Source organism: Actinophytocola sp. (genome assembly GCF_050699915.1).
In the GTDB taxonomy this organism is placed as follows: domain Bacteria; phylum Actinomycetota; class Actinomycetes; order Mycobacteriales; family Pseudonocardiaceae; genus Actinophytocola.
On record NZ_JBOHGA010000001.1, the window covers coordinates 134,008 to 152,060 of the forward strand.

Below are 18,053 nucleotides of genomic sequence, written 5' to 3' on the forward strand. Positions count from 1 at the left end.
CCAGAACCCGATGCCCTTCGACGAGGACTACTCGCGGGACCCGTTCGACTTCTTCGCCGAGCTGCACGCGGCCGGTCCGATCCACCGGGTGTGCATCCCCAGCGGAGACCCGGCGTGGTTGGTCACCCGGCACGAGGACGTCTACCGGTACCTGCGCGACCAACGCCTGGCACGCCCACGCAAGTACGCCGGGCCGGACTACACGAACACCCGGATGATGGAGGGGGCGGACTACCTCCCGCTGGTCATGGAGGATCCTCCGGAGCAGACCAGGGGACGCAAGCTGGTGAACTACGCGTTCATCCCGAAGCGCCTCGACGCGCTCATGCCGATGATGAACGAGATGGTCGACGAGATGATCGACCGCATCGCGGACGACGGCAAGGCGGACCTGATGGAGGCCCTGGTCGGGCCTTTCCCCGTGAACGTCGTCGCCGAGATCCTGGGGATCGCGCCCGGCGACCGGGAGAAGTTCCGCGCGTGGGGTGACGCGCTGTTCGGCACGGGGCCACGGGAGGATGGCGAGGCGGCATTCGGCGAGCTGATGGCGTTCATCGACAAGCTGATCGCGACCAAGCTCGAGAACCCGACCGACGACCTGATCAGCTACATGGCGACGTCGACGCACAGTGACGGCGAGCCCGTCACGCCGAAGCAGGTCCGGCAGCTCGCCACGATCATCATCATCTCCGGTTTCGACACGACGGTCGGCTCGATCGCCAACGCCCTCATCGCGCTGCTGAGCGAGCCCGCGAAGTACGCGGAGCTGCGGGACAACCCGGACCTGCTGCCCAACGCGATCGAGGAGCTGCTGCGGCTGCACAGCTCGGTGACCCGCGGCTTCCGCAGGTTCGCGACCGAGGACATGGTCATCGGCGGTCAGCACATCGCCAAGGGGGACACGGTGCTACTGGCGCTCAAGGCGGCCGACCGGGACCCGTGCCGCTTCGCCAACCCCGACGAGATGGACTTCGAGCGGCCTGACATCCAGCACGTCGGGTTCGGTCGCGGCGCGCACGTCTGTCCCGCCTCGCAGCTGGCCCGTATCGAGTTCCGCCTGGTGTTGGAGAAGCTCATGGCGCGCTTCCCGAACCTGGAGCTGGCCGTCGCGCCCGAGCACGTGGAATGGCGGCTCTCGGACCTCGTCCGCACGCCCGTCGGCATCCCCGTGAAGTTCTGAGTGGACCGGGAGCAGACATGACTGAGAGGTTGGAGAAGCGCGGGGGGCTGTGGGCGGTGATGCTCACGGCGTCCGGCGCGGGTTTCCTCGCGATGCTCGACTCGACCGTCACCAGCCTGGCGGTGCCGGCGCTGCACCGTGACTTTCCAGCCGCGTCCTTGCCCAGCCTGTCCTGGGTGATCAGCGCCTACGCGGTGGCGTTCGCGGCGTTGCTCGCGCCGTCCGGCCGGTTGGCCGACACGTTGGGACGCAGACGGCTGTTCGTCGGCGGCGTGCTGGTGTTCACCGTGGCCTCGCTGCTGTGCGCGCTGGCTCCCGGCCTGGAGATCCTGATCGCGAGCCGAGTGCTGCAGGGAATCGGGGCGGCCGCCATGATCCCGACCTCGCTCGCCATCATGCTGCACGACTGCCCGGCCGAGCGCCGCATGCTGTCGATCGGGGTATGGAGCGCGGCCGGCGGGCTCGCCGCCGCGGTCGGCCCGAGCGTCGGCGGGGTGCTGGTCCACTTGTGGGACTGGCGTGCGGTGTTCCTCATCAACCTCCCGTTCGGGGCACTGCTGGTGTTCGCCGCGATGCGCCTGCTCAGCCCGCCCGCCCGAACCGGCGACCGCAGGCTGCCGGATCCACTGGGGACGGTCCTGCTCGCCACCGGGATCGGCGCGGCGACGCTGGGCGTGACGACGGCGGAAACCTGGGGATGGACCGACGGCAAGACGTTGACCAGCCTTGCGGTGGGCGTGCTCGCGGTCGCGTACGCCCTGTACCGGTCCGGTCATCACCCGGTGCCCGCGGTCGAAACCGGTCTGCTCGGTCAGCGAACCTTCGCGACGACGAACGTCGTGGCGCTGCTCTACGGAGTGGCGCAGTTCGCCTGGCTGCTGGCCTGCGTGCTGTTCCTCACCGACGAGTGGGGCTACTCGGTGCTGGAGGCAGGCCTCGCGCAGACGCCGGGCGCCGTGCTGGCCGCGGTCGGCGCGGTGGTCATGGGCAAGCTGGCCGCGAAGTTCGGCGGCCCGCGCTTCGCCATCCTGGTCGGGCTCGCCGCCAACGCCGTAAGCGGAGTCTGGCTGCTGTTCGCGCTCACCGACGAACCGTCGTTCCTGACGCTGTGGCTGCCGGTCAGCATCATCGGCGGCGCCGGCATGGGCGCCGCGGTCACCGGGATGTCGACCGCAGCGGCCATGTCCGTGCCACCGTCCCGGTTCGCGAGCGGCACCGCGATCGTCACGACCGCACGCAACTTCGGCCAAGCCCTGGGCGTCGCGGCGGTTGCGGTCATCCTGCACGCCGGTGCCGGCGCGGACGGATCTCAGGACACCGCGTCCTACGTCAACGTGTTCCTTTTCTGCACGATCCTGATCGCGGCCGCCATCGCCATCACCATGGCCCGCATCAGGCTCGAGCCGCCACCGAAGGCGGCAGCCACGGCCGCCACCGAAAACGTGCTGTCCGAACAACCCTCGTGAGGTGAGGTACGTGATGAACCGCCGAGATCTGCTCCGCTCGTCGACCGCCGCCGCCACGGTCGCCGCGATGACCTCGCTGCTCGGACCCGGCACGGTCGCCGCGGCGACCGCTGCGGGCGAGCGGCGTGCCCGGGGCACCCTGCGGACCCACATCCTGATGTACGACGGCGTGGAGGAGCTCGACTCCATCGCGCCCGCCGAGGTGTTCGACATCGCCCGGGTCTACTTCAACGCGAACCTGACACTGGATTTCGTGACCGTCGACGAGCCGCGGGTCATCACCCTCAACCGGGGCTCGAAGATGCTCGTGGAGACGCGGTGGAACCCCCGCCGCGCAGACCTGATCTTCGTGCCCGGCGGCGGCTGGCGGGATCCGAACGCTCCGGGCACGCATCAGGAGATCGCCCGCGGCGTCATCCCTCGCGAGCTGACTGCCGCCCGCGACGGCCAGCGGAGCTTCGCCGGCATCTGCGTCGGCGCGATGCTGATGTCGGCCGCCGGCTTCCTACGCGGCCGTCCGTGCACCACGCACGCGGTCGCCAAGGAGCGCCTCGCCTCGGAGGGCGGGATCGTGAAGACGGCGCGCGTCGTCGACGACGGCGACCTGCTCACCGCGGGGGGTGTCACCTCGGGACTCGACGAGGCGCTGTGGCTGCTGGAGCGGGAGTTCAGCCCGGACCTGGCGGTGGCCACCGAGCGCATCCTCGAGTACGAGCGCCGCGGCACCGTCTGGCGCGCCTGACCGTTCCCGATTCGCCCGGACGACTGAACCAAGGAGGGTCGCCGTTGACCGCCGCCGTGAACGCAAGTCCGGCCGAGTCGGTCGGCTGGGTGAGCTGCCGCCGGTGCCGCTCCCTCGTCTACGACAAGCGGTTGAACCGGAGCCTGCGGGTGTGCCCGGACTGCGGGTACCACGGGAAGGTCGGTGCGCGCACGCGAGTGGATCAGCTGCTCGACGCGGACAGCGTGGAGTTGCTCGACCTTCCGGTGCACTCCGCGGATCCACTCGGGTTCGTCGACTCGAAGCCCTACCCGGACCGTCTGGCGGACGCACGCCGTAAGACCGGGCTCGACGAGGCCGTGCTCTGCGCGAGCGGCAGCATCGAAGGCCGGCCGCTCGTCGCCGCCGTCATGGACTTCGAGTTCATGGGAGGAAGCCTCGGCGGTGCGGTCGGGGAGCTGATCACGCTTGCCGGGGAGGCGGCCCTGGAGCGCGGTGTCCCGCTGCTGGTCGTCACCGCGTCCGGCGGCGCCCGGATGCAGGAGGGTGCCGTCGCGTTGATGCAGATGGCGAAGACGAGCGCGATGATGGGCCGGCTGGACGAGGCGGGCCTGCTGACGATCACGCTGGTCACCGACCCCACGTTCGGCGGCGTCGCGGCGTCGTTCGCCACGTTGTCAGACGTGATCATCGCCGAGCCCGGCGCCCGCCTCGGGTTCGCCGGCCGGCGAGTGATCGAGCAGACGATCAAGCAGTCGCTGCCGCCGGACTTCCAGACAGCGGAGTTCCTGCTGGCCAACGGACTGATCGACATGATCCGGCATCGCCAGGAGCTGCGACCCACGCTTGCCCGCCTGCTGTCGATGAGCACGCCGGCTCCCCGCCACCAGGCCGTCCCGAAGCCCGTCGACGCACCCGCGGGCGACGCGGGGGAGCGCGACCCGTGGCAGGTCGTCCAGCGAGCACGCGACCTCGGCAGGCCGACGACACTGGACTACCTCGGCCTGCTGCTCGACGACTTCGAGGAGCTGCGGGGCGACCGGCTCGGCGCCGACTGCCCGGCCATCGTCGGCGGCGTAGGCCGGCTCGCCGGCATCCCGGTCGTCGTGGTCGGCCACCAGAAGGGACACACCGCCGCCGAGCTCGCCGCCCGCAACTTCGGCATGCCGACACCCGCCGGCTACCGCAAGGCGGCGCGGCTCATGCGGCTCGGTGCGAAACTCGGCCTGCCGATCGTCTCGTTGATCGACACGCCGGGCGCCTACCCGGGCAAAGAGGCCGAACAACATGGCCAGGCGATCGCGATCGCCGAGAACATCCGGCTGATGGCAGAGCTGCCGGTTCCCGTGGTCAGTGTGGTCACGGGCGAGGGCGGCAGTGGTGGCGCACTCGCCCTCGGTGTCGCCAACCATGTGCTGATCTGCGCCAACGCGGTGTACTCGGTGATCAGCCCGGAGGGTTGCGCGGCGATCCTCTGGAACGACCCCTCGGCGGCCCCGCGCGCCGCCGAGGCTCTGCGCGTGACCGCGGCCGAGCTCGCGGCGCTCGGTGTGGTCGACCGGATCGTGCCGGAGCCGGACGGCGGCACGCAGGCGGACCACGTCGCCGCCGGGCAGCACCTGCGCAACGCGGTGCTGGACAGCCTGCGGGAGCTGCTGCCGCTCGACGAGAGCCAACTGATCTCCGACCGCCGAACGAGATTCAGGGCGTTCGGCGCCGACCGGCACAACGAGAAGGCAGGACGATGAACGACCGACCCCCATATGGCGTGCACGGTTCGCGCCGCAACGGCCGCGGGCCGGCGCACCTCCCCGTCGACCAGCGAACCGCGGGACCGCAGGTCCCTGTCGACCAGCGAACCGAGGAGCCGCAGGATGTCGAGGACGTGCTCAGCGTCGTGCGGCAGACCGCGGCCGACCTGCTGGCGTCCTCACCGCGGCCGCCGAGCTCGCTGAGCGTGCGTGTCGGTGACGTGGCCGTGGAGATGGGCTGGGCCGGCACCGCGCCCGCGGCCCCCGCACCAGTGGCCGCGCCACCGGACCCGCCCGCCGCCGCGCCGGTAGCCGCGCCTGTTGCCGCGCCCGTCGTCTCGGCCGACTCCGGTGGTCCCACCCTGAACGCCGCCACGGTCGGCACGTTCTACCGCTCGTCCTCCCCGGGCGCGCCGCCGTTCGTATCGGAGGGCGACGAGGTCGCCCAGGGCCAGCAGATCGCGATCATCGAGGCGATGAAGCTGATGCTGCCGGTCGAGGCCGAACACGCGGGCCGGATCACCGAGGTACTGGTGGGCGACGGTGATGGCGTCGAGTTCGGTCAGCCGCTGTTTCGACTCGCTGCCCTGGAGACCGACCTCGCCGCGTGACGGCATCCCGGGAGGGGCGCACGATGTTCGAGAAGATCCTGATAGCCAACCGCGGCGAGATCGCGGTGCGCGTGCTCCGGGCGTGCCGCGAGCTCGGCGTCCGGACCGTCGCGGTGTACTCCACCGAGGACACCGACTCCGCCGTCGTGCGAATGGCGGACGAGTCGGTGCGGATCGGACTGGCGCCGTCGCGGCAGAGCTATCTCAACGCCGCGGCCGTGATCGAGGCCGCCCGGATCACCGGTGCCGACGCGATCCATCCCGGGTACGGCTTTCTCTCCGAGGACGCGGACTTCGCCGAGGTGTGCGAGGCGGAGGGGATCACGTTCATCGGTCCGCCGCCGGAGGTGATGGCCCGGCTCGGCGACAAGACGTCGGCCCGCGCGGCGATGACCGCGGCCGGCCTTCCGCTGCTGCCGGGCAGCGTCGAGCCGCTCGCCGACGCCGACGCGGCAAAGCGCCTGGCCGACGACATCGGTTACCCGGTGATCATCAAGGCGGCCGCGGGCGGCGGCGGCCGTGGAATGTCCATTGTGGAGGATCCGGTCGACTTCGCGCGTAGCTACCAGCAGACCAAGGCCACCGCGCTGCAGCTGTTCGGTGACGGCCGGGTGTATGTCGAGCGGTATCTGCCATCGGCCCGGCACGTGGAGATCCAGGTGCTGTGCGACACGCACGGCAACGCGATCCACCTCGGCGAGCGCGACTGCTCGGTGCAACGCCGGCATCAGAAGCTCGTCGAGGAGACGCCCGCGCCCGGGCTGCCGGCGGAGCTGACCGAGCGGATGGGCGCCGCGGCCGTGCGAGGAGCGCTCGCCGCCGGCTACGTCGGCGCGGGAACGTTCGAGTTTCTCGTGGACACCGAGAACGACTTCTCCTTCATGGAGGTCAACTGCCGCATCCAGGTGGAGCACCCCGTGACGGAGGTCGTGACCGGAGTGGACCTGGTCGCCGAGCAGCTGCGGATCGCTTCCGGGGAGCCGCTACGGCTGCGCCAGGAGGACGTGCGGCTGCGGGGCGTGGCCATCGAGTGCCGGGTCAACGTGGAGGATCCCGAGCGCGGCTTCGCGCCCGCGCCGGGACGGCTCGAGCAGTTCATGCCGCCCGGCGGCCCGTTCGTCCGGGTCGACACACACGGCTTCACCGGCTACAAGGTGCCCGCGTCGTATGACTCGTTGCTGGCCAAAGTGATCACGTGGGCGCCGGACCGCGACCAGGCGATCGCACGGATGCGCCGCGCACTGGCCGAGTTCCGCATCCACGGTCCGGGCGTGCACACCACGTGCGCGTTCCTGGACAAGGTCCTCAGCACCCCCGACTTCGCCGAGGGCAAGCACGACACATCCCTGGTTGCCCGGCTCCTCGAGCCAACATCCGTGCGGTGACGGAGGCAGGGGTGGTTGCGCGCCTCCACGGTCGTGCGTCGCGCCGCCGGCTACCCGGAAGGTTCGGCGCTGCCGACGTCCTCCGTCCGTAACGCCTCCGCACCGCGCGGCGCGTGTGCCCGCGACTGCCGATTGACGACAGCCAGCAGTCACAGCGCCGCGACGAGCAACCGGTGCTTTGCGCATGATCGCGCCGGTGAGATCGGGCACCTCGGTCGCCTCGCGTACCCGCAGGATGCGGGACATCCCGAACGCCCGCGCCTGCCATGCGCGGCATTCCGAGCAGGAACGAAGGTGCTCGTCAGTCTGCGCGGCGGGCGCCGGCTCGTTCTCGCCGTCCATTCGGGCCGACAGCGCTTCGCGACACGGTTCGCAGTCCACCAGCACATGTTCGCAAGTGCTGTCCCTGAATGTGTGAGCTGTCCACGGATCTCCGCGCGGTCACGAAGAGCTGGCCAGTGAGCGCCTACCGCGCGGGCTGACTCCGGGGACGCCCAACCTGCCGTGCGCCCTGCCGCTGGCCGCGGCGGGTGAGACCGCGGGGTTTGACGATGTTGAGGACGAGGGGCACGAGCAGGACGAGCAGGCCGCCGGCGGCGTGGACGAGATCTCCGCCCAGCGCGGTGGGATCGGTGGCCGGGTCGGCTGCGTGTTGAGCCAGTTGACTGATGTCGCGCAGGTGCAGCAGCAGGACCAGAGTGGCGAGCGCTGTGATCGTGAGGCTGATCAGGACCCAGTAGTGCCGGAACAGTCCCCACGAGGTGCCCAGTGACTGGACGATCCCGGTGACCAGCGACGCGACCGCCAGCGGGACGACGGCATACCAGGCGACCGGCTCCATCATCAGGTAGGCGGCACGCACCGCCTGAATGTCCTGGCCGCGCAATGCGACCGCGTTGAGCGCCAGGTAGGCAGCGATCGCGCCCAGCCAGCCGACCGAGGTCGCGACGTGCACGGTGAGCCCGACCTTGCGCAGGCGCGGCCCCATGGTCATCCGAGTTGTCATCCGAGTTGTCATCCGAGTTGTCGTCCGCGCTCGTCGACATCGACGAGCGGCGTGCTGAGGCCGGAGGACATGTGCCGGCCGGGGCCATGCTCGCCACCGTTGATCAACATCACCGCAACGACCAGCAGGGCGAGAACGGCCGCGATGAGTCCGGACACCTTCACCCAGCGCGGCACACCGGCGCTCGTCCCGTGTTCAGTCATGGCTCACAGTCTATCGATACACAACGTCTCGTTCAATACATCTTGTATCGGAAGTGTCGTCCCGTACACTCACGGCGTGCCGAGGCTGTGGACCGAGACCGTCGATTCGCACCGCCGCGAGGTGCGCGAAGCCATCCTGGGCACCACCGCGGCGCTGGCCGCCGAGCACGGGCTGCTCTCGGTGACGATGTCGCAGATCGCCGAGCGGACCGGCATCGGCCGCGCCACGCTGTACAAGTACTTCCCCGACGTCGAAGCGATCGTGCTCGCCTGGCACCAGCGGCAGATCGCCAACCACCTCGAGCTCCTCGCCCAGGTCCGCGACCAGGCAGGCACCACCGACCAGCGCCTCGAGGCGGTGCTCACCGCCTACGCACACATCCACCAGCAGCGTGTCCGCCACCACCAGCACGCCAGCCATGGCGCCGAGCTGGGTGCCTTCTTGCACCAGGACGAGCACGTCGCACACGCGCAGCAGCAGGTCCATTCGCTGATCCGAGACCTGCTGACAGAGGTCGCCCACACCGGCAACCTGCGCGACGACGTCACCACCGACGAGCTGGCCGGCTACTGCCTCCACGCGCTCAACGCGGCCAGCAGCCTCCCGTCAAAGGCAGCAGTCCACCGCCTCGTCACCGTGGTCCTCTCGGGCCTTCGCCCATCCCCATAAAAGTGTGTGCCTGCCGGACGGTGCTGAACGGCAGGCGCATCAGGTCGATGCGACTACCGGGTCGCCGCCAACACATGTGCAGACATGCGTCGGTGGGGAGGACTTGTGGTTCCCTCCCCACCGAACAGCACATCAGCAGGCTATTTGAGCATCTTCTGCATCTCGTCGATCTCGGTCTGCTGAGAGTCCGTGATCTGCTTGGCGAGTGTCGTGGCGTCGGCGTTGCTGCCTTGTTCGATCTGTGCCTGGGCCATGGTCAGCGCGCCCTGGTGGTGCTTGATCATCATCTGCAGCCACATCTGGTCGAACTCGGCACCGGTGGCCTTCTCCAGTCGCTGCATCTCCGCCGGGGTCATCATGCCCTCGCCTGACGCACTGCCGTGATCGCCGTGGTCCATGCCAGGCATGTCCTCCGTCGACGTCGACTCGCCCCACGCCTCGAGCATCGACGTCATCTGTCGGATCTCGGGATCCTGCGCGTCCTTGATGCGTGCGGCGAGATCCTTGACCTTCGCATCGGCGGCCTGTTGTGCGGCCATCGTGGACATGTCCACGGCCTGCTGGTGATGCGGGATCATCATCTGGGCGAACATGACGTCCTGGTCGTTGTGCTCGGTCGCCGCGCCACTCTCGGCCGGTGCCGACGTGTTTTTCCCGTGCTCGGACCCGGTGTCGTGGCCGGCATCGTCTCCGCCACAACCGGCTGCCAGCGCGACGAGCGCGGCCGCGCTGATACCGATCAGGTACTTCCTCATGTCTATCCATCCTCGTGTTCGTGTGTCATCTGGCCGTCATCGATCTGCGGTCAAGTGACCGCCGGATGCGATGGCCTAGATGCGCAGCACGCACACCGAGGTGAGGATCGATCGTCCGCCGGTTCTTCGTCGCCGCACCCCTGTCGTGCGGAGGTACCACCGGGGAGCGAGTGCCGCGGGCGGAGTGCCGAACGCCAGTAGTAGACCGACGAGGAGCAACCCGGCCGCGGCGGCAAGAACGGCCAGGCACAGGTGCAAGAGGTCGTGCCCGGTATCCGGACCGGGTGTCGGTGGATCGACGTACGAATGAGCGGGCGCCACGGAGTCCATCGCGGTCTCTGCCAGAGAGGTGACGACCATCGTCCCGTGGGAGGCGGTGTGCGGCCCGCACGGTTCGCATCGCGCTGAGGCAAAAGCAAGGTGGTGCATGCCGATCACGGCAAGGGAGAGCACGCACAGCAGCAGCCACTGCCGCCACCGCGTGTCCGTGTCCCTCGGCATGCCGACACCGTAGTACCACCTCGCCGGCGCCGTGACCCGAAGCCGAGTCATTCGTCGACAGCCGGTCCAGCCGTTCGGACAGCCCGTCGATAGTGCCGAGCTGACCCATCGGCCGGAACCGGGAGCGGCAGCCGTTTCAGTGCCAGGGCGTTGACGGCGACGATGATGCTGGAACCGGACATCGACAGAGCGGCGATCTCCGGGCGAGGTTCTGCCGCAGGCGCGTCGTTCACACCGTCGCCGACCATGGCCACCCTCTTGCCGGCGCGTGTCGATCCCCAACTGCCGGGCGATGCGCTCGCCGGTGGCAAGCATGGCGGTCCGGCCGCTGGCCGCCAGCCGCTAGCGTTCGCCGGCCAGGTCACCGAGGTCGATGCCTTCCCGCTCGATCAGCCGTCGGTTACCAACCACCACCCGGTGACCGTCCACCTCGGCGATGGCGCCGTGACCGGGCACGTTCTCGATCCGGTCGGCACGGTCCGACCGAAGGCCGCGGTCCTCGGCGTGGCGGACGATCGCCTGGGCGAGCGGGTGTTCGGACTCCCGCTTCACGCCGGCGACGAGCCGCAGCACATCCTCCTCGGTGAGGCCACTTTCGGCGCTGGCGGCGATGATGTCGGTGACCTCTGGCTCGCCCATGGTCAACGTGCCGGTCTTAGCCATCACGACGACGTCGATATGCGCGGCGGTCACCAGCGAGACGGCGTTCTTGAACAACACGCCACGCTTGGCGCCAAGCCCGGTGCCGACGATGATCGCTGTGGGGGTTGTGCAAGTGCGGTGTCGGCACCCACCTTCGTCGCTCGTACCCGCAGCGTGCCGTTCGCGTTGATGGTCGCGCCGATCACCGCTGAGCCGGGCGCCTTGTGTACCGGCAGGCTCTCACCGGTCACCATCGACTCGTCGACCTCGCTCTCGCCCTCCCCGACCACTCCGTCGACGGCGATCTTGGCTCCCGGCCGGGCCACCAGGAGGTCGCCCACGACGACCTCCGAGGTCGGTAAGCAGGCCTCTCAAGCAACGCGCCTTGACGGAACGCAGGACACCAGGGCTGACGCTCGCCATCGCCGACAGGTCGCCGGCCGGCGTGATCGGGATCCGGTCAGAGGCCAACGAGCAGCCGGACGGCAAACACACCGAGCACCACTGCCATGAGTCGTTGCAGTAGCAGCCTGGTACGCCCGGTCAGGACCCGTTCCCGCATTCGGTAGACCAACTCGACGAGGATGATCAGCCAGGCGCTGGCGAGACTGAGGTAGACGGCCGCCAACACCACCATCGTGGAGATGGGCGGCATGCCTGTCGGCACGAACTGCGGGAGGAAGACGAGCAGGAAAACCGCCGACTTCGCATTGGTAGCGGCGGAGAGAAGCCCGAGCGCGAATGATCTACCGCCTGCCGGCTCGGTATCCGGGCCGCGGGCCGTGGCCGGGCGGAAGGACTCCCACATCGTCCATGCGCCCCAGAACAGCAGTACTGTCGCGCCGGCGACCTGCACGGCGATGAACAGGCCGGGGTTGGTGCGCAGCAGCAGCGATACGCCGGTTATGGCAAGGCACACGTGCCCGACACCGCCGGTGATCATGCCGGCGGCCGTCGCGAGTGCGGGCGCGCGGCGAGCGGAGCGCAGCACCGTCTGGGTGATGAGTGCGGCGTCCTGTCCCGGGGTGACGATCACTACGAGCGAACTGACGAGGAAGAACATGCTGATCATGATTTGAGCTACGTCCAGAAATTCCGCAGGTGCTCAAAAACTACGTCCGGTTCTTCCAGGTGTCCGAACGAGCCGCTGCGCTCCAGCATGTGAAACTGCGCCTGCGGGGCGAACTCGACGAACTCATGGAGGTCGATGGTCATTGCGCCTCTCCGGTCGTGGTGTCAGCGCCGGTAACACGCTGGGCAAGGTATGCGGCGAACAATCGTGGAGTGGGGTGGCTGTCGTCCGTGTAGCGAAGCCCAGAGCGGATCTCAGATCCTGGTGAAGGCAATTAATCGTCCCGTTCGGGTGGCCCTGGGGTGTGAAGGGCCACCGCCGAACGCCCTCCCGGCCCACATGGGGCAACAATTGCCCTGCCACGTGGGCGCTCATGTGGCTCTCACAGAAGCTGATGGGCGGCAAAGGCTTCCTCGGCGCCGGGCACGTCCAGGACGCCGGCGGACCGGAACGTCCGCACGGTGGCCCGACAGACGTCCGCGTTGCTGCCCGTATCGGCGTATACGTCGGCGACGACGGTCGCCGCGGTCGCGGCGTCCACACCGGACATGAGCAGCGAGGCACGGACCGGCTCGACATCCCACGTCAGGCATGCCTGGACTAGTGCTGGCAGGGTGTGCGCGACCGGCTCGCGGAGACGGTGGTCCAGATTGGCCCACAGCTCGTGGAAGAACTGGGCGAAGAACCGATGGTGGTGACCCTCGTCCTTGGCGTGGTCCCGGGTTAGATCTCGCACCACGGTGATCACCGAGGAGTCGTTCGGGATCTCGATCAGCACGGCGGTGATGAGGGTCTCGAACACCACGGTCTGCAGCAGTGGCACCAGGGCGGGTTCGTCGGGCAGCAGGCGCCGCCCGGTCTCCTGGAGCCAGTCGACGATCCCGCCGTAGTGCCATGGTGGGATCGCCACACCGGTGGCGGATGCGATCTGGTCGGCGAGGTCCAGGCTGTACAGCGCGTGGTAGCCCTCGTCGCAGTAGACCTTGAACGCGTCCAGGCGCCTGGCGTTCGGCAGATCCAGTCCCGCGCGGTTGTTGGCGATCAGCTCCGCGGTGGTGTTGACGACCCTGGTCTCCAGGTGCGTGGTCGACATCAGAAACTGGTACAGGTGCCGGATCGTGAGTGCACGCCGCTGTGACTCCGGCAGGTCGGCGAGCACTTCGTGCGCGAGGTAGGGCACGAGGCGCTGGGGGTAGAAGACCTTGCCGGCGTCGGTCTCGTCGGCGAACATCCGGCGGATCCCGCTCCGCACTCCCGCGATGTCGTACCACTGGTGGAAGGGGCTGTTCATGACGTCTCCAACGCCCGGATGAGGCGGTTGATGCTGGTCGCGACGGTGCTGGCGTCGGTGGCGTGGCAGAGCCGGAACCGGCCCGGCTCCGGACACGCGAACGCCGTGCCCGGCAGGATTTTCACCCGGGCGGACCGCGGAATCCGTTGCCACAGCGCACGCTCGGCCGGGGCGAACCCCCAGATGCCGTGCACGGCCTGCTCACCCACCATCCTGTCGTCCCACGCTAGCGAGCGCTCCATGCTGCCCTCCTCGGCGGCTCGATCCATGCTGATCCCGTCATGAGGCCGCCACTCGCACGGGTCGGCCGAGGGTCACTGACTCAAGCACCGAGCACAGCCGAGCCAACTCCTCCGATGAGTTGTAGTAGTGCACCGACACCCGTAGCAGGCTGTTGAGGCCCCGCCTCTGCATGTCGACGCATGCGGCGTTCTCCAGGCATACCCACGTGTTGATACCGGCCCGCTGCAGCTCCGCCCTGACCGACGCCGCGTCCCAGCCTCGCACGGTGATGGCGACGGAGCCGCATCGTTCCAGACCGCGGTCCAGCACCGTCACTCCTGGGATGCGGGTGATCTCCGCACGCAGGTCCGCGGCCAGTTGCCGGATCCGCGGCCAAGTGTGCTCTACTCCCCAGGCTAGCGCGTAGTCGATGGCGACACCGAGTCCTATGCGTGCAGCGCAATTCGTCTCCCAGGTGTCGAACCGGCGGGCGGCAGGAGCGAACCGGTAGCTTCCGGCGGCCCACTCGACGCCGTCCAGGCCGACCATGGCAGGTGTGAGCTGCTCGGCGAACTCCCGGCGGGCGAACAGGAATCCAGTGCCACGCGGACCCCGCAGGTACTTGCGGCCGCAACCCACGAGCATGTCGCAGCCGATCTCCTCGACGTCGATGGGCATCTGCCCCACCGACTGGCAGGCGTCGGCCAAGAACGGGATCCCGTTCTGCCGTGCCACCTGGCCGATCAGTGCCACCGGATAGACCAGACCGTCGTGCGTCGGCACGTGGGTCATCGCGATCAGCTTTACGCGTTCGTCCAGCCTGCCCCGCAGTTCCTCCACGCTCACCAGACCGTCGGCGTCCACGGGCAACACCTCTAATCGCACCCCGTGGCGTTTGGCCAGGTGGAGCAGGGAGAGGTAACAACTGCCGTATTCCATCGGCGAGATGAGCACGCGATCGCCGGCCCGCAGTGGAATGCTGGCGAGTGCCGTTGTCCAGGCCCGGGAGGCGCTGTCGAACAAGGCGACTTCCTGGCTGTCGCAGTTGAGCAAGGCGCCGACAGCGGCATGCCCACGTTCGATTGCCTCCTGGGCGCGTTCAGCGGCCTCGTAAGAACCTATCTCGCTCTCCAGCCGCAGATGGCCCACCATCGCGTCGATGACGGGCTTCGGCGCGAGGCTGGCGCCAGCGTTGTTCAGGTGTGCGACGTGGTTCACGCCGGGCGTATCCGCCCGCGCCCGCACGAGATTGAGGTTCATTCAGTCAGCTCATCTCTGCCAGTCAGGCGTGGTTGAATATCAACCGCCCCTTGGCTTGAATCATCAGGTTGGTCGGTAGCTCCAGGCAGAAGTGCTTGCCGGCTGTAAGGCCAGGTGGGGTTGCCTAGGCCACCATTTCGGCGACCGATCCCGCGCCACCGAGTGTCGGCGACACCGGACGCGGCGCCGGCAGCGCGTCGCGGCCCATCGGTCACCGCGGCGCCGGCAGCGCGTCGCGGTCCAGCTTGCCGCTCGGCCTCAGCGGCAGCCGGTCGAGCGCCGTCATGGTGGCCGGCACCAGGTACTCGGGCAGCCGTGCGCGCAGGAAGTCGAGCAGATCCTGAGGGGTTGACCGCCCATCGGTCACTACGTACGCGGCCAGCACACGCGTGTCGCCGTCCCCTCGGGGCACGACCGCGGCGTCGGCGACGCCGGGGTGGGAGGTCAGCACGCCGGCGATCTCACCCGGCTCGACCCGGTAGCCGCCGATCTTGACCTGATCGTCGTTACGGCCGAGGAACTCCAGCACGCCGTCGGCACGCCGGCGGACGATGTCACCGGTGCGGTAGACCGCAACGGGCTCGCCGTCCGGGCCGACCGGGAGGCTGACGAAGCGAGCGGCGCTCTCCTCCGGTTGGTTCACATAGCCGGCCGCGTTGCCGCCACCGCCGAGGCACAACTCGCCATCCTCGCCGTTCCCGGTGAGGCTGCCGTCGGAACGAACGACGTAGCAGGTGGTATCCGAGATGGGCACGCCGATCGGCACACTGACCGCGTCCGGCGGTAGGTCGTTGACCTCGTATGTGGTTGAGAAACAGGCGGTTTCGGTCAGGCCGTAGGCGTTGATGAGGTGTGCCGGCCGGCCGTGTTCGAGCACCCGGCGGGCCGCGTCGGCCCGCATCGCCTCACCGGCGACAATTACGTACCGCAGCCCGGCGAACAACTCGGGCCCCGTGGCGGCCAAGCTGTGGAGGATGCTCGTGGTCAGGAGTACGACGCTGATCCGCTCCCGTTCCAGCACCGCGTGCAGTGCAGGCGCGGACAGCAGCACCTCCCTGGAGACCGGCACCAAGCAGGCACCGTTCAGCAGCGTCGCCCATATTTCGAACACCGCGATGTCGAAGGAGAGCCTCGCGGCGTGCAGCACCCGGTCCGTTGGCTCGATGTCCGCGAAGCCGTTGTCGATGCTGAGCCTCAGCACACCACGCTGCGGGATCGCCACTCCCTTCGGGCGGCCAGTCGTGCCGGAGGTGAACATCACGTAGGCGGGAACCGTCGTGTTCGGGGTCGGCGTCGGCCCATCGGCGCCCGAGTGGCCGGCGTCGAGCACGTCGGCGAATTCAAGTACCTGTCCGTCGGCGACATGTGCACCAGGTAGTTGGACGACCGCCACCGCGCCGCTGTCGGTCAGCAAGCGGCGCTGCCGGTCGGCGGGCAGCGACGGATCCAGCGGCGCGTACACGAGCCCGGCGCACACCGCACCCAGGATCGCGACACAGAAGTCCTGGCCACGCTCGCCCGCCACCGCGACAACCGCGCCTTCGAGCAGTCCGAGATGCCGCAGTCCGCGAGCGAACCGCTCGGCGAGCGAGCCGAGTTCGGCGTAGCTGAGTTGTCCGTCGACAACGTCGATCGCGGGCCGGTCAGCGTGGCGGCGTACCTGAGCCAGGAATAATTCGGCGAGTGACTGATCGTAAATGTCAGTGATCGGTTCGGCCGCTTCGTCAGCTTTCATGTGGACCTCCGGTCCGGTTTGCTTCTCACAGTATCCATATTTGGTTGGTGATCTCTGCCCTACCAGGTCAGAGTAGTACCCGGAATTAATGATCAAAGCTCTTGAAACGTGAGCGGCGACGCAACAAGTCAAGGTTCACGTCATCAGAACCTTGAGCGATCGAACACGAGTGAATTGCATCCGTGTAACTACGCCAAAATGTTGAACTAGTAGGCCCGTGCCATTACTCGGCAAGCATCGATAATGTTGGGCGTCACCCCTTCGGCGGCTTGCGGCGGGCGTTCGGCTGATGCGGTGAGGAGCTCCTGCGGCTCTCGGCGCAGAATACGGAGCGACATGAGCAGCCGGCTCTACGAACTTCACGTCGTGGCCAACTACCTTGGGCGTCCTCGGCGCAGGGGGTGCGGCTGGCTCCGACAGGTTGCTCGTTCGAGCCGCTGTCTCCTGCACCGCCTGCTGGAGTCGTGGGAAGACCGCGAAGAGGAGCGCTGCGGCCCGGGCCGACTCGCCGGTCACGCAGTGGTCGGCGCGGCTACTGCGGCTGGTCAAACGTTCCGAGATGCAGCTCTACCTGGATTAGGCGAGCCCGATATCCCTAACGAACCGGCTCACTCCGTCGTCGTCTATTCTGCGGTTGTACTTGGTCACGACGAAGCCCGAGTAGAAGATCCGGAGCTCCTTGCGAGCACGGGTGATCGAGACGTAGAAACGGCGACGGCCTTCTACACGGTCCTCCGGTGCCTTCGACTGGTAGCTCGGCATCAGGTCCTCGTCCGCGCCGACGATGAGTACGACGTCGAACTCAAAGCCCGTTGCCCGACGTAGTGGTGGTCACCTCCACCCCACGGCTTGATCTTGGTCACCGACTGGTCCTTGCACAACTCCATCAACACGGTGAACGAAGGTTCGACGTTCTCCGGCTTGGTGGTGAGGTGGCACCAGGGACCGGCGCGGCTGACCACCGGCGTGTTCGCCTCGTCCTACGTGAACGCGGGGAACCTCGGCATTCCGATCTCGGTCTACGTGCTCGGCGACGCCGCCTACGTCGTGCCCGTCCGATCGTGCTCGGTTGCGCCGTCGGGCTCGGTCTCGCCGCCACCGGCTGGCGGTTGCCCACCGTCGTGCGAGAACCGGTCGAGCTGCTCGCGATGCTCGCCGTGCCCGCGGCGCTGCTGGCGTACGGGATGAGCCTGCGCGGCGCGCCCCGCCCGGCCAGCGGAGAGCGAACCGGCCCGGTGTGGCTCGCAGTGGTGCTGAAGACGTTGGCGCAGCCGGTGTTCGCCTACGTGCTCGGCCGCTGGGTGGCCGGCCTCGAGGACACGGCGTTGCTCGCGGTCACGGTAACCTCGGCGCTACCCACGGCACAGAACGTGTTCGTGTACGCCGCGACTCACAACCAGGGCACCGACCAAGCCCGCGACGTCATCCTGCTCACGACTGTCCTGTCGGTACCAGTACTCGTGGTGATCACCTTGCTGCTCGGGCCAGCCTGACCACCAATTCGGGGTACTGGAGTTACCTCCTACACCCATGGCAGCCCGCCTACCCCGGAGTTATGGCCCAGATCGACCACCGCGCCGAG

The 18,053-nt window shown here is 68.4% G+C and carries 19 protein-coding genes and 2 pseudogenes; 8 read left to right on the forward strand and 13 right to left on the reverse strand.

Annotation, left to right across the window (positions count from 1 at the left end):
- Positions 1 to 10 precede the first annotated feature (10 nt).
- From ACRDSK_RS00440 to accC, 6 genes are read left to right on the forward strand one after another with little or no spacing between them, the layout of a single operon-like run.
- The gene (locus ACRDSK_RS00440; protein ID WP_431437795.1) at positions 11 to 1,180 is read left to right on the forward strand and encodes a cytochrome P450; all 1,170 of its coding nucleotides are present in this window, start codon (positions 11 to 13) and stop codon (positions 1,178 to 1,180) included.
- Between the two features lie 17 nt (positions 1,181 to 1,197).
- Positions 1,198 to 2,646, forward strand: coding sequence for an MFS transporter (locus ACRDSK_RS00445; RefSeq protein ID WP_431437796.1), 1,449 nt, complete (start codon positions 1,198 to 1,200; stop codon positions 2,644 to 2,646).
- A gap of 13 nt (positions 2,647 to 2,659) precedes the next feature.
- Positions 2,660 to 3,388, forward strand: a complete 729-nt coding sequence (locus ACRDSK_RS00450) for a DJ-1/PfpI family protein (protein ID WP_431437797.1) — start codon at positions 2,660 to 2,662, stop codon at positions 3,386 to 3,388.
- Between the two features lie 44 nt (positions 3,389 to 3,432).
- A complete protein-coding gene (gene accD / locus ACRDSK_RS00455; protein ID WP_431437798.1) occupies positions 3,433 to 5,115 on the forward strand; it encodes an acetyl-CoA carboxylase, carboxyltransferase subunit beta in 1,683 nt (560 codons plus the stop codon).
- Positions 5,112 to 5,729: an acetyl-CoA carboxylase biotin carboxyl carrier protein gene (locus ACRDSK_RS00460; RefSeq protein WP_431437799.1), complete on the forward strand. Its 618-nt coding sequence runs from the start codon at positions 5,112 to 5,114 to the stop codon at positions 5,727 to 5,729. The genes accD and ACRDSK_RS00460 overlap by 4 nt, the downstream gene beginning before the upstream one ends.
- A gap of 23 nt (positions 5,730 to 5,752) precedes the next feature.
- On the forward strand, positions 5,753 to 7,114 hold the full coding sequence (gene accC, locus ACRDSK_RS00465) for an acetyl-CoA carboxylase biotin carboxylase subunit (RefSeq protein ID WP_431437835.1): 1,362 nt from the start codon (positions 5,753 to 5,755) through the stop codon (positions 7,112 to 7,114).
- A gap of 282 nt (positions 7,115 to 7,396) precedes the next feature.
- Here the strand turns inward: accC and ACRDSK_RS00470 are convergent.
- The 3 genes and pseudogenes from ACRDSK_RS00470 to ACRDSK_RS00480 form a co-directional block, all read right to left on the reverse strand.
- Positions 7,397 to 7,501: pseudogene (locus ACRDSK_RS00470) on the reverse strand (zf-HC2 domain-containing protein); the annotation flags it as partial.
- A 79-nt stretch (positions 7,502 to 7,580) separates the two neighbouring features.
- Complete coding sequence (locus tag ACRDSK_RS00475) at positions 7,581 to 8,120, reverse strand: DUF2269 domain-containing protein (protein ID WP_431437800.1); 540 nt, start codon at positions 8,118 to 8,120, stop codon at positions 7,581 to 7,583.
- 8 nt (positions 8,121 to 8,128) lie between these two features.
- Positions 8,129 to 8,323, reverse strand: a complete 195-nt coding sequence (locus ACRDSK_RS00480) for a hypothetical protein (RefSeq protein ID WP_431437801.1) — start codon at positions 8,321 to 8,323, stop codon at positions 8,129 to 8,131.
- Between the two features lie 76 nt (positions 8,324 to 8,399).
- On the opposite strand from ACRDSK_RS00480, the gene ACRDSK_RS00485 reads away from it, so the two are divergent.
- A complete protein-coding gene (locus tag ACRDSK_RS00485; protein ID WP_431437802.1) occupies positions 8,400 to 8,993 on the forward strand; it encodes a TetR/AcrR family transcriptional regulator in 594 nt (197 codons plus the stop codon).
- A gap of 140 nt (positions 8,994 to 9,133) precedes the next feature.
- On the opposite strand, the gene ACRDSK_RS00490 is transcribed toward ACRDSK_RS00485, so the two are convergent.
- The 10 genes and pseudogenes from ACRDSK_RS00490 to ACRDSK_RS00535 form a co-directional block, all read right to left on the reverse strand.
- Positions 9,134 to 9,748 (reverse strand): DUF305 domain-containing protein, encoded by a 615-nt coding sequence (locus tag ACRDSK_RS00490; protein ID WP_431437803.1) that lies wholly within the window; start codon positions 9,746 to 9,748, stop codon positions 9,134 to 9,136.
- An 843-nt stretch (positions 9,749 to 10,591) separates the two neighbouring features.
- Positions 10,592 to 10,969: an HAD family hydrolase gene (locus ACRDSK_RS00495; protein WP_431437804.1), complete on the reverse strand. Its 378-nt coding sequence runs from the start codon at positions 10,967 to 10,969 to the stop codon at positions 10,592 to 10,594.
- Positions 10,939 to 11,232: a hypothetical protein gene (locus ACRDSK_RS00500; RefSeq protein ID WP_431437805.1), complete on the reverse strand. Its 294-nt coding sequence runs from the start codon at positions 11,230 to 11,232 to the stop codon at positions 10,939 to 10,941. Before ACRDSK_RS00500 ends, ACRDSK_RS00495 begins: the two co-directional genes overlap by 31 nt.
- Positions 11,233 to 11,351: 119 nt before the next feature.
- Entirely contained in the window at positions 11,352 to 11,963 is a 612-nt protein-coding gene (locus tag ACRDSK_RS00505; RefSeq protein ID WP_431437806.1) for a LysE family translocator, read from the reverse strand.
- An 8-nt stretch (positions 11,964 to 11,971) separates the two neighbouring features.
- On the reverse strand, positions 11,972 to 12,106 hold the full coding sequence (locus ACRDSK_RS00510) for a hypothetical protein (protein ID WP_431437807.1): 135 nt from the start codon (positions 12,104 to 12,106) through the stop codon (positions 11,972 to 11,974).
- Positions 12,107 to 12,345: 239 nt separating this feature from the next.
- Entirely contained in the window at positions 12,346 to 13,254 is a 909-nt protein-coding gene (locus tag ACRDSK_RS00515; RefSeq protein ID WP_431437808.1) for a diiron oxygenase, read from the reverse strand.
- Positions 13,251 to 13,496 (reverse strand): hypothetical protein, encoded by a 246-nt coding sequence (locus ACRDSK_RS00520; protein ID WP_431437809.1) that lies wholly within the window; start codon positions 13,494 to 13,496, stop codon positions 13,251 to 13,253. The genes ACRDSK_RS00515 and ACRDSK_RS00520 overlap by 4 nt, the downstream gene beginning before the upstream one ends.
- Positions 13,497 to 13,533: 37 nt before the next feature.
- The gene (locus ACRDSK_RS00525) at positions 13,534 to 14,736 is read right to left on the reverse strand and encodes an aminotransferase class V-fold PLP-dependent enzyme (RefSeq protein WP_431437810.1); all 1,203 of its coding nucleotides are present in this window, start codon (positions 14,734 to 14,736) and stop codon (positions 13,534 to 13,536) included.
- Between the two features lie 211 nt (positions 14,737 to 14,947).
- A complete protein-coding gene (locus ACRDSK_RS00530; RefSeq protein WP_431437811.1) occupies positions 14,948 to 16,567 on the reverse strand; it encodes an amino acid adenylation domain-containing protein in 1,620 nt (539 codons plus the stop codon).
- A 480-nt stretch (positions 16,568 to 17,047) separates the two neighbouring features.
- Positions 17,048 to 17,278: pseudogene (locus tag ACRDSK_RS00535) on the reverse strand (3'-5' exonuclease); the annotation flags it as partial.
- A 254-nt stretch (positions 17,279 to 17,532) separates the two neighbouring features.
- Between ACRDSK_RS00535 and ACRDSK_RS00540 the strand changes: the two are divergent.
- The gene (locus ACRDSK_RS00540) at positions 17,533 to 17,964 is read left to right on the forward strand and encodes an AEC family transporter (RefSeq protein ID WP_431437812.1); all 432 of its coding nucleotides are present in this window, start codon (positions 17,533 to 17,535) and stop codon (positions 17,962 to 17,964) included.
- Positions 17,965 to 18,053: the final 89 nt, after the last annotated feature.

Bases quoted from the DNA above. Each gene is read 5' to 3' on its own strand.
- ACRDSK_RS00440 (WP_431437795.1), top strand. From the start codon at position 11: ATGCCCTTCGACGAGGACTACTCGCGGGACCCGTTCGACTTCTTCGCC.
- ACRDSK_RS00445 (WP_431437796.1), top strand. From the start codon at position 1,198: ATGACTGAGAGGTTGGAGAAGCGCGGGGGGCTGTGGGCGGTGATGCTC.
- ACRDSK_RS00450 (WP_431437797.1), top strand. From the start codon at position 2,660: ATGAACCGCCGAGATCTGCTCCGCTCGTCGACCGCCGCCGCCACGGTC.
- ACRDSK_RS00460 (WP_431437799.1), top strand. From the start codon at position 5,112: ATGAACGACCGACCCCCATATGGCGTGCACGGTTCGCGCCGCAACGGC.
- accC (WP_431437835.1), top strand. From the start codon at position 5,753: ATGTTCGAGAAGATCCTGATAGCCAACCGCGGCGAGATCGCGGTGCGC.
- ACRDSK_RS00475 (WP_431437800.1), bottom strand. From the start codon at position 8,120: ATGACAACTCGGATGACCATGGGGCCGCGCCTGCGCAAGGTCGGGCTC.
- ACRDSK_RS00480 (WP_431437801.1), bottom strand. From the start codon at position 8,323: ATGACTGAACACGGGACGAGCGCCGGTGTGCCGCGCTGGGTGAAGGTG.
- ACRDSK_RS00490 (WP_431437803.1), bottom strand. From the start codon at position 9,748: ATGAGGAAGTACCTGATCGGTATCAGCGCGGCCGCGCTCGTCGCGCTG.
- ACRDSK_RS00505 (WP_431437806.1), bottom strand. From the start codon at position 11,963: ATGATCAGCATGTTCTTCCTCGTCAGTTCGCTCGTAGTGATCGTCACC.
- ACRDSK_RS00510 (WP_431437807.1), bottom strand. From the start codon at position 12,106: ATGACCATCGACCTCCATGAGTTCGTCGAGTTCGCCCCGCAGGCGCAG.
- ACRDSK_RS00515 (WP_431437808.1), bottom strand. From the start codon at position 13,254: ATGAACAGCCCCTTCCACCAGTGGTACGACATCGCGGGAGTGCGGAGC.
- ACRDSK_RS00520 (WP_431437809.1), bottom strand. From the start codon at position 13,496: ATGGAGCGCTCGCTAGCGTGGGACGACAGGATGGTGGGTGAGCAGGCC.
- ACRDSK_RS00525 (WP_431437810.1), bottom strand. From the start codon at position 14,736: ATGAACCTCAATCTCGTGCGGGCGCGGGCGGATACGCCCGGCGTGAAC.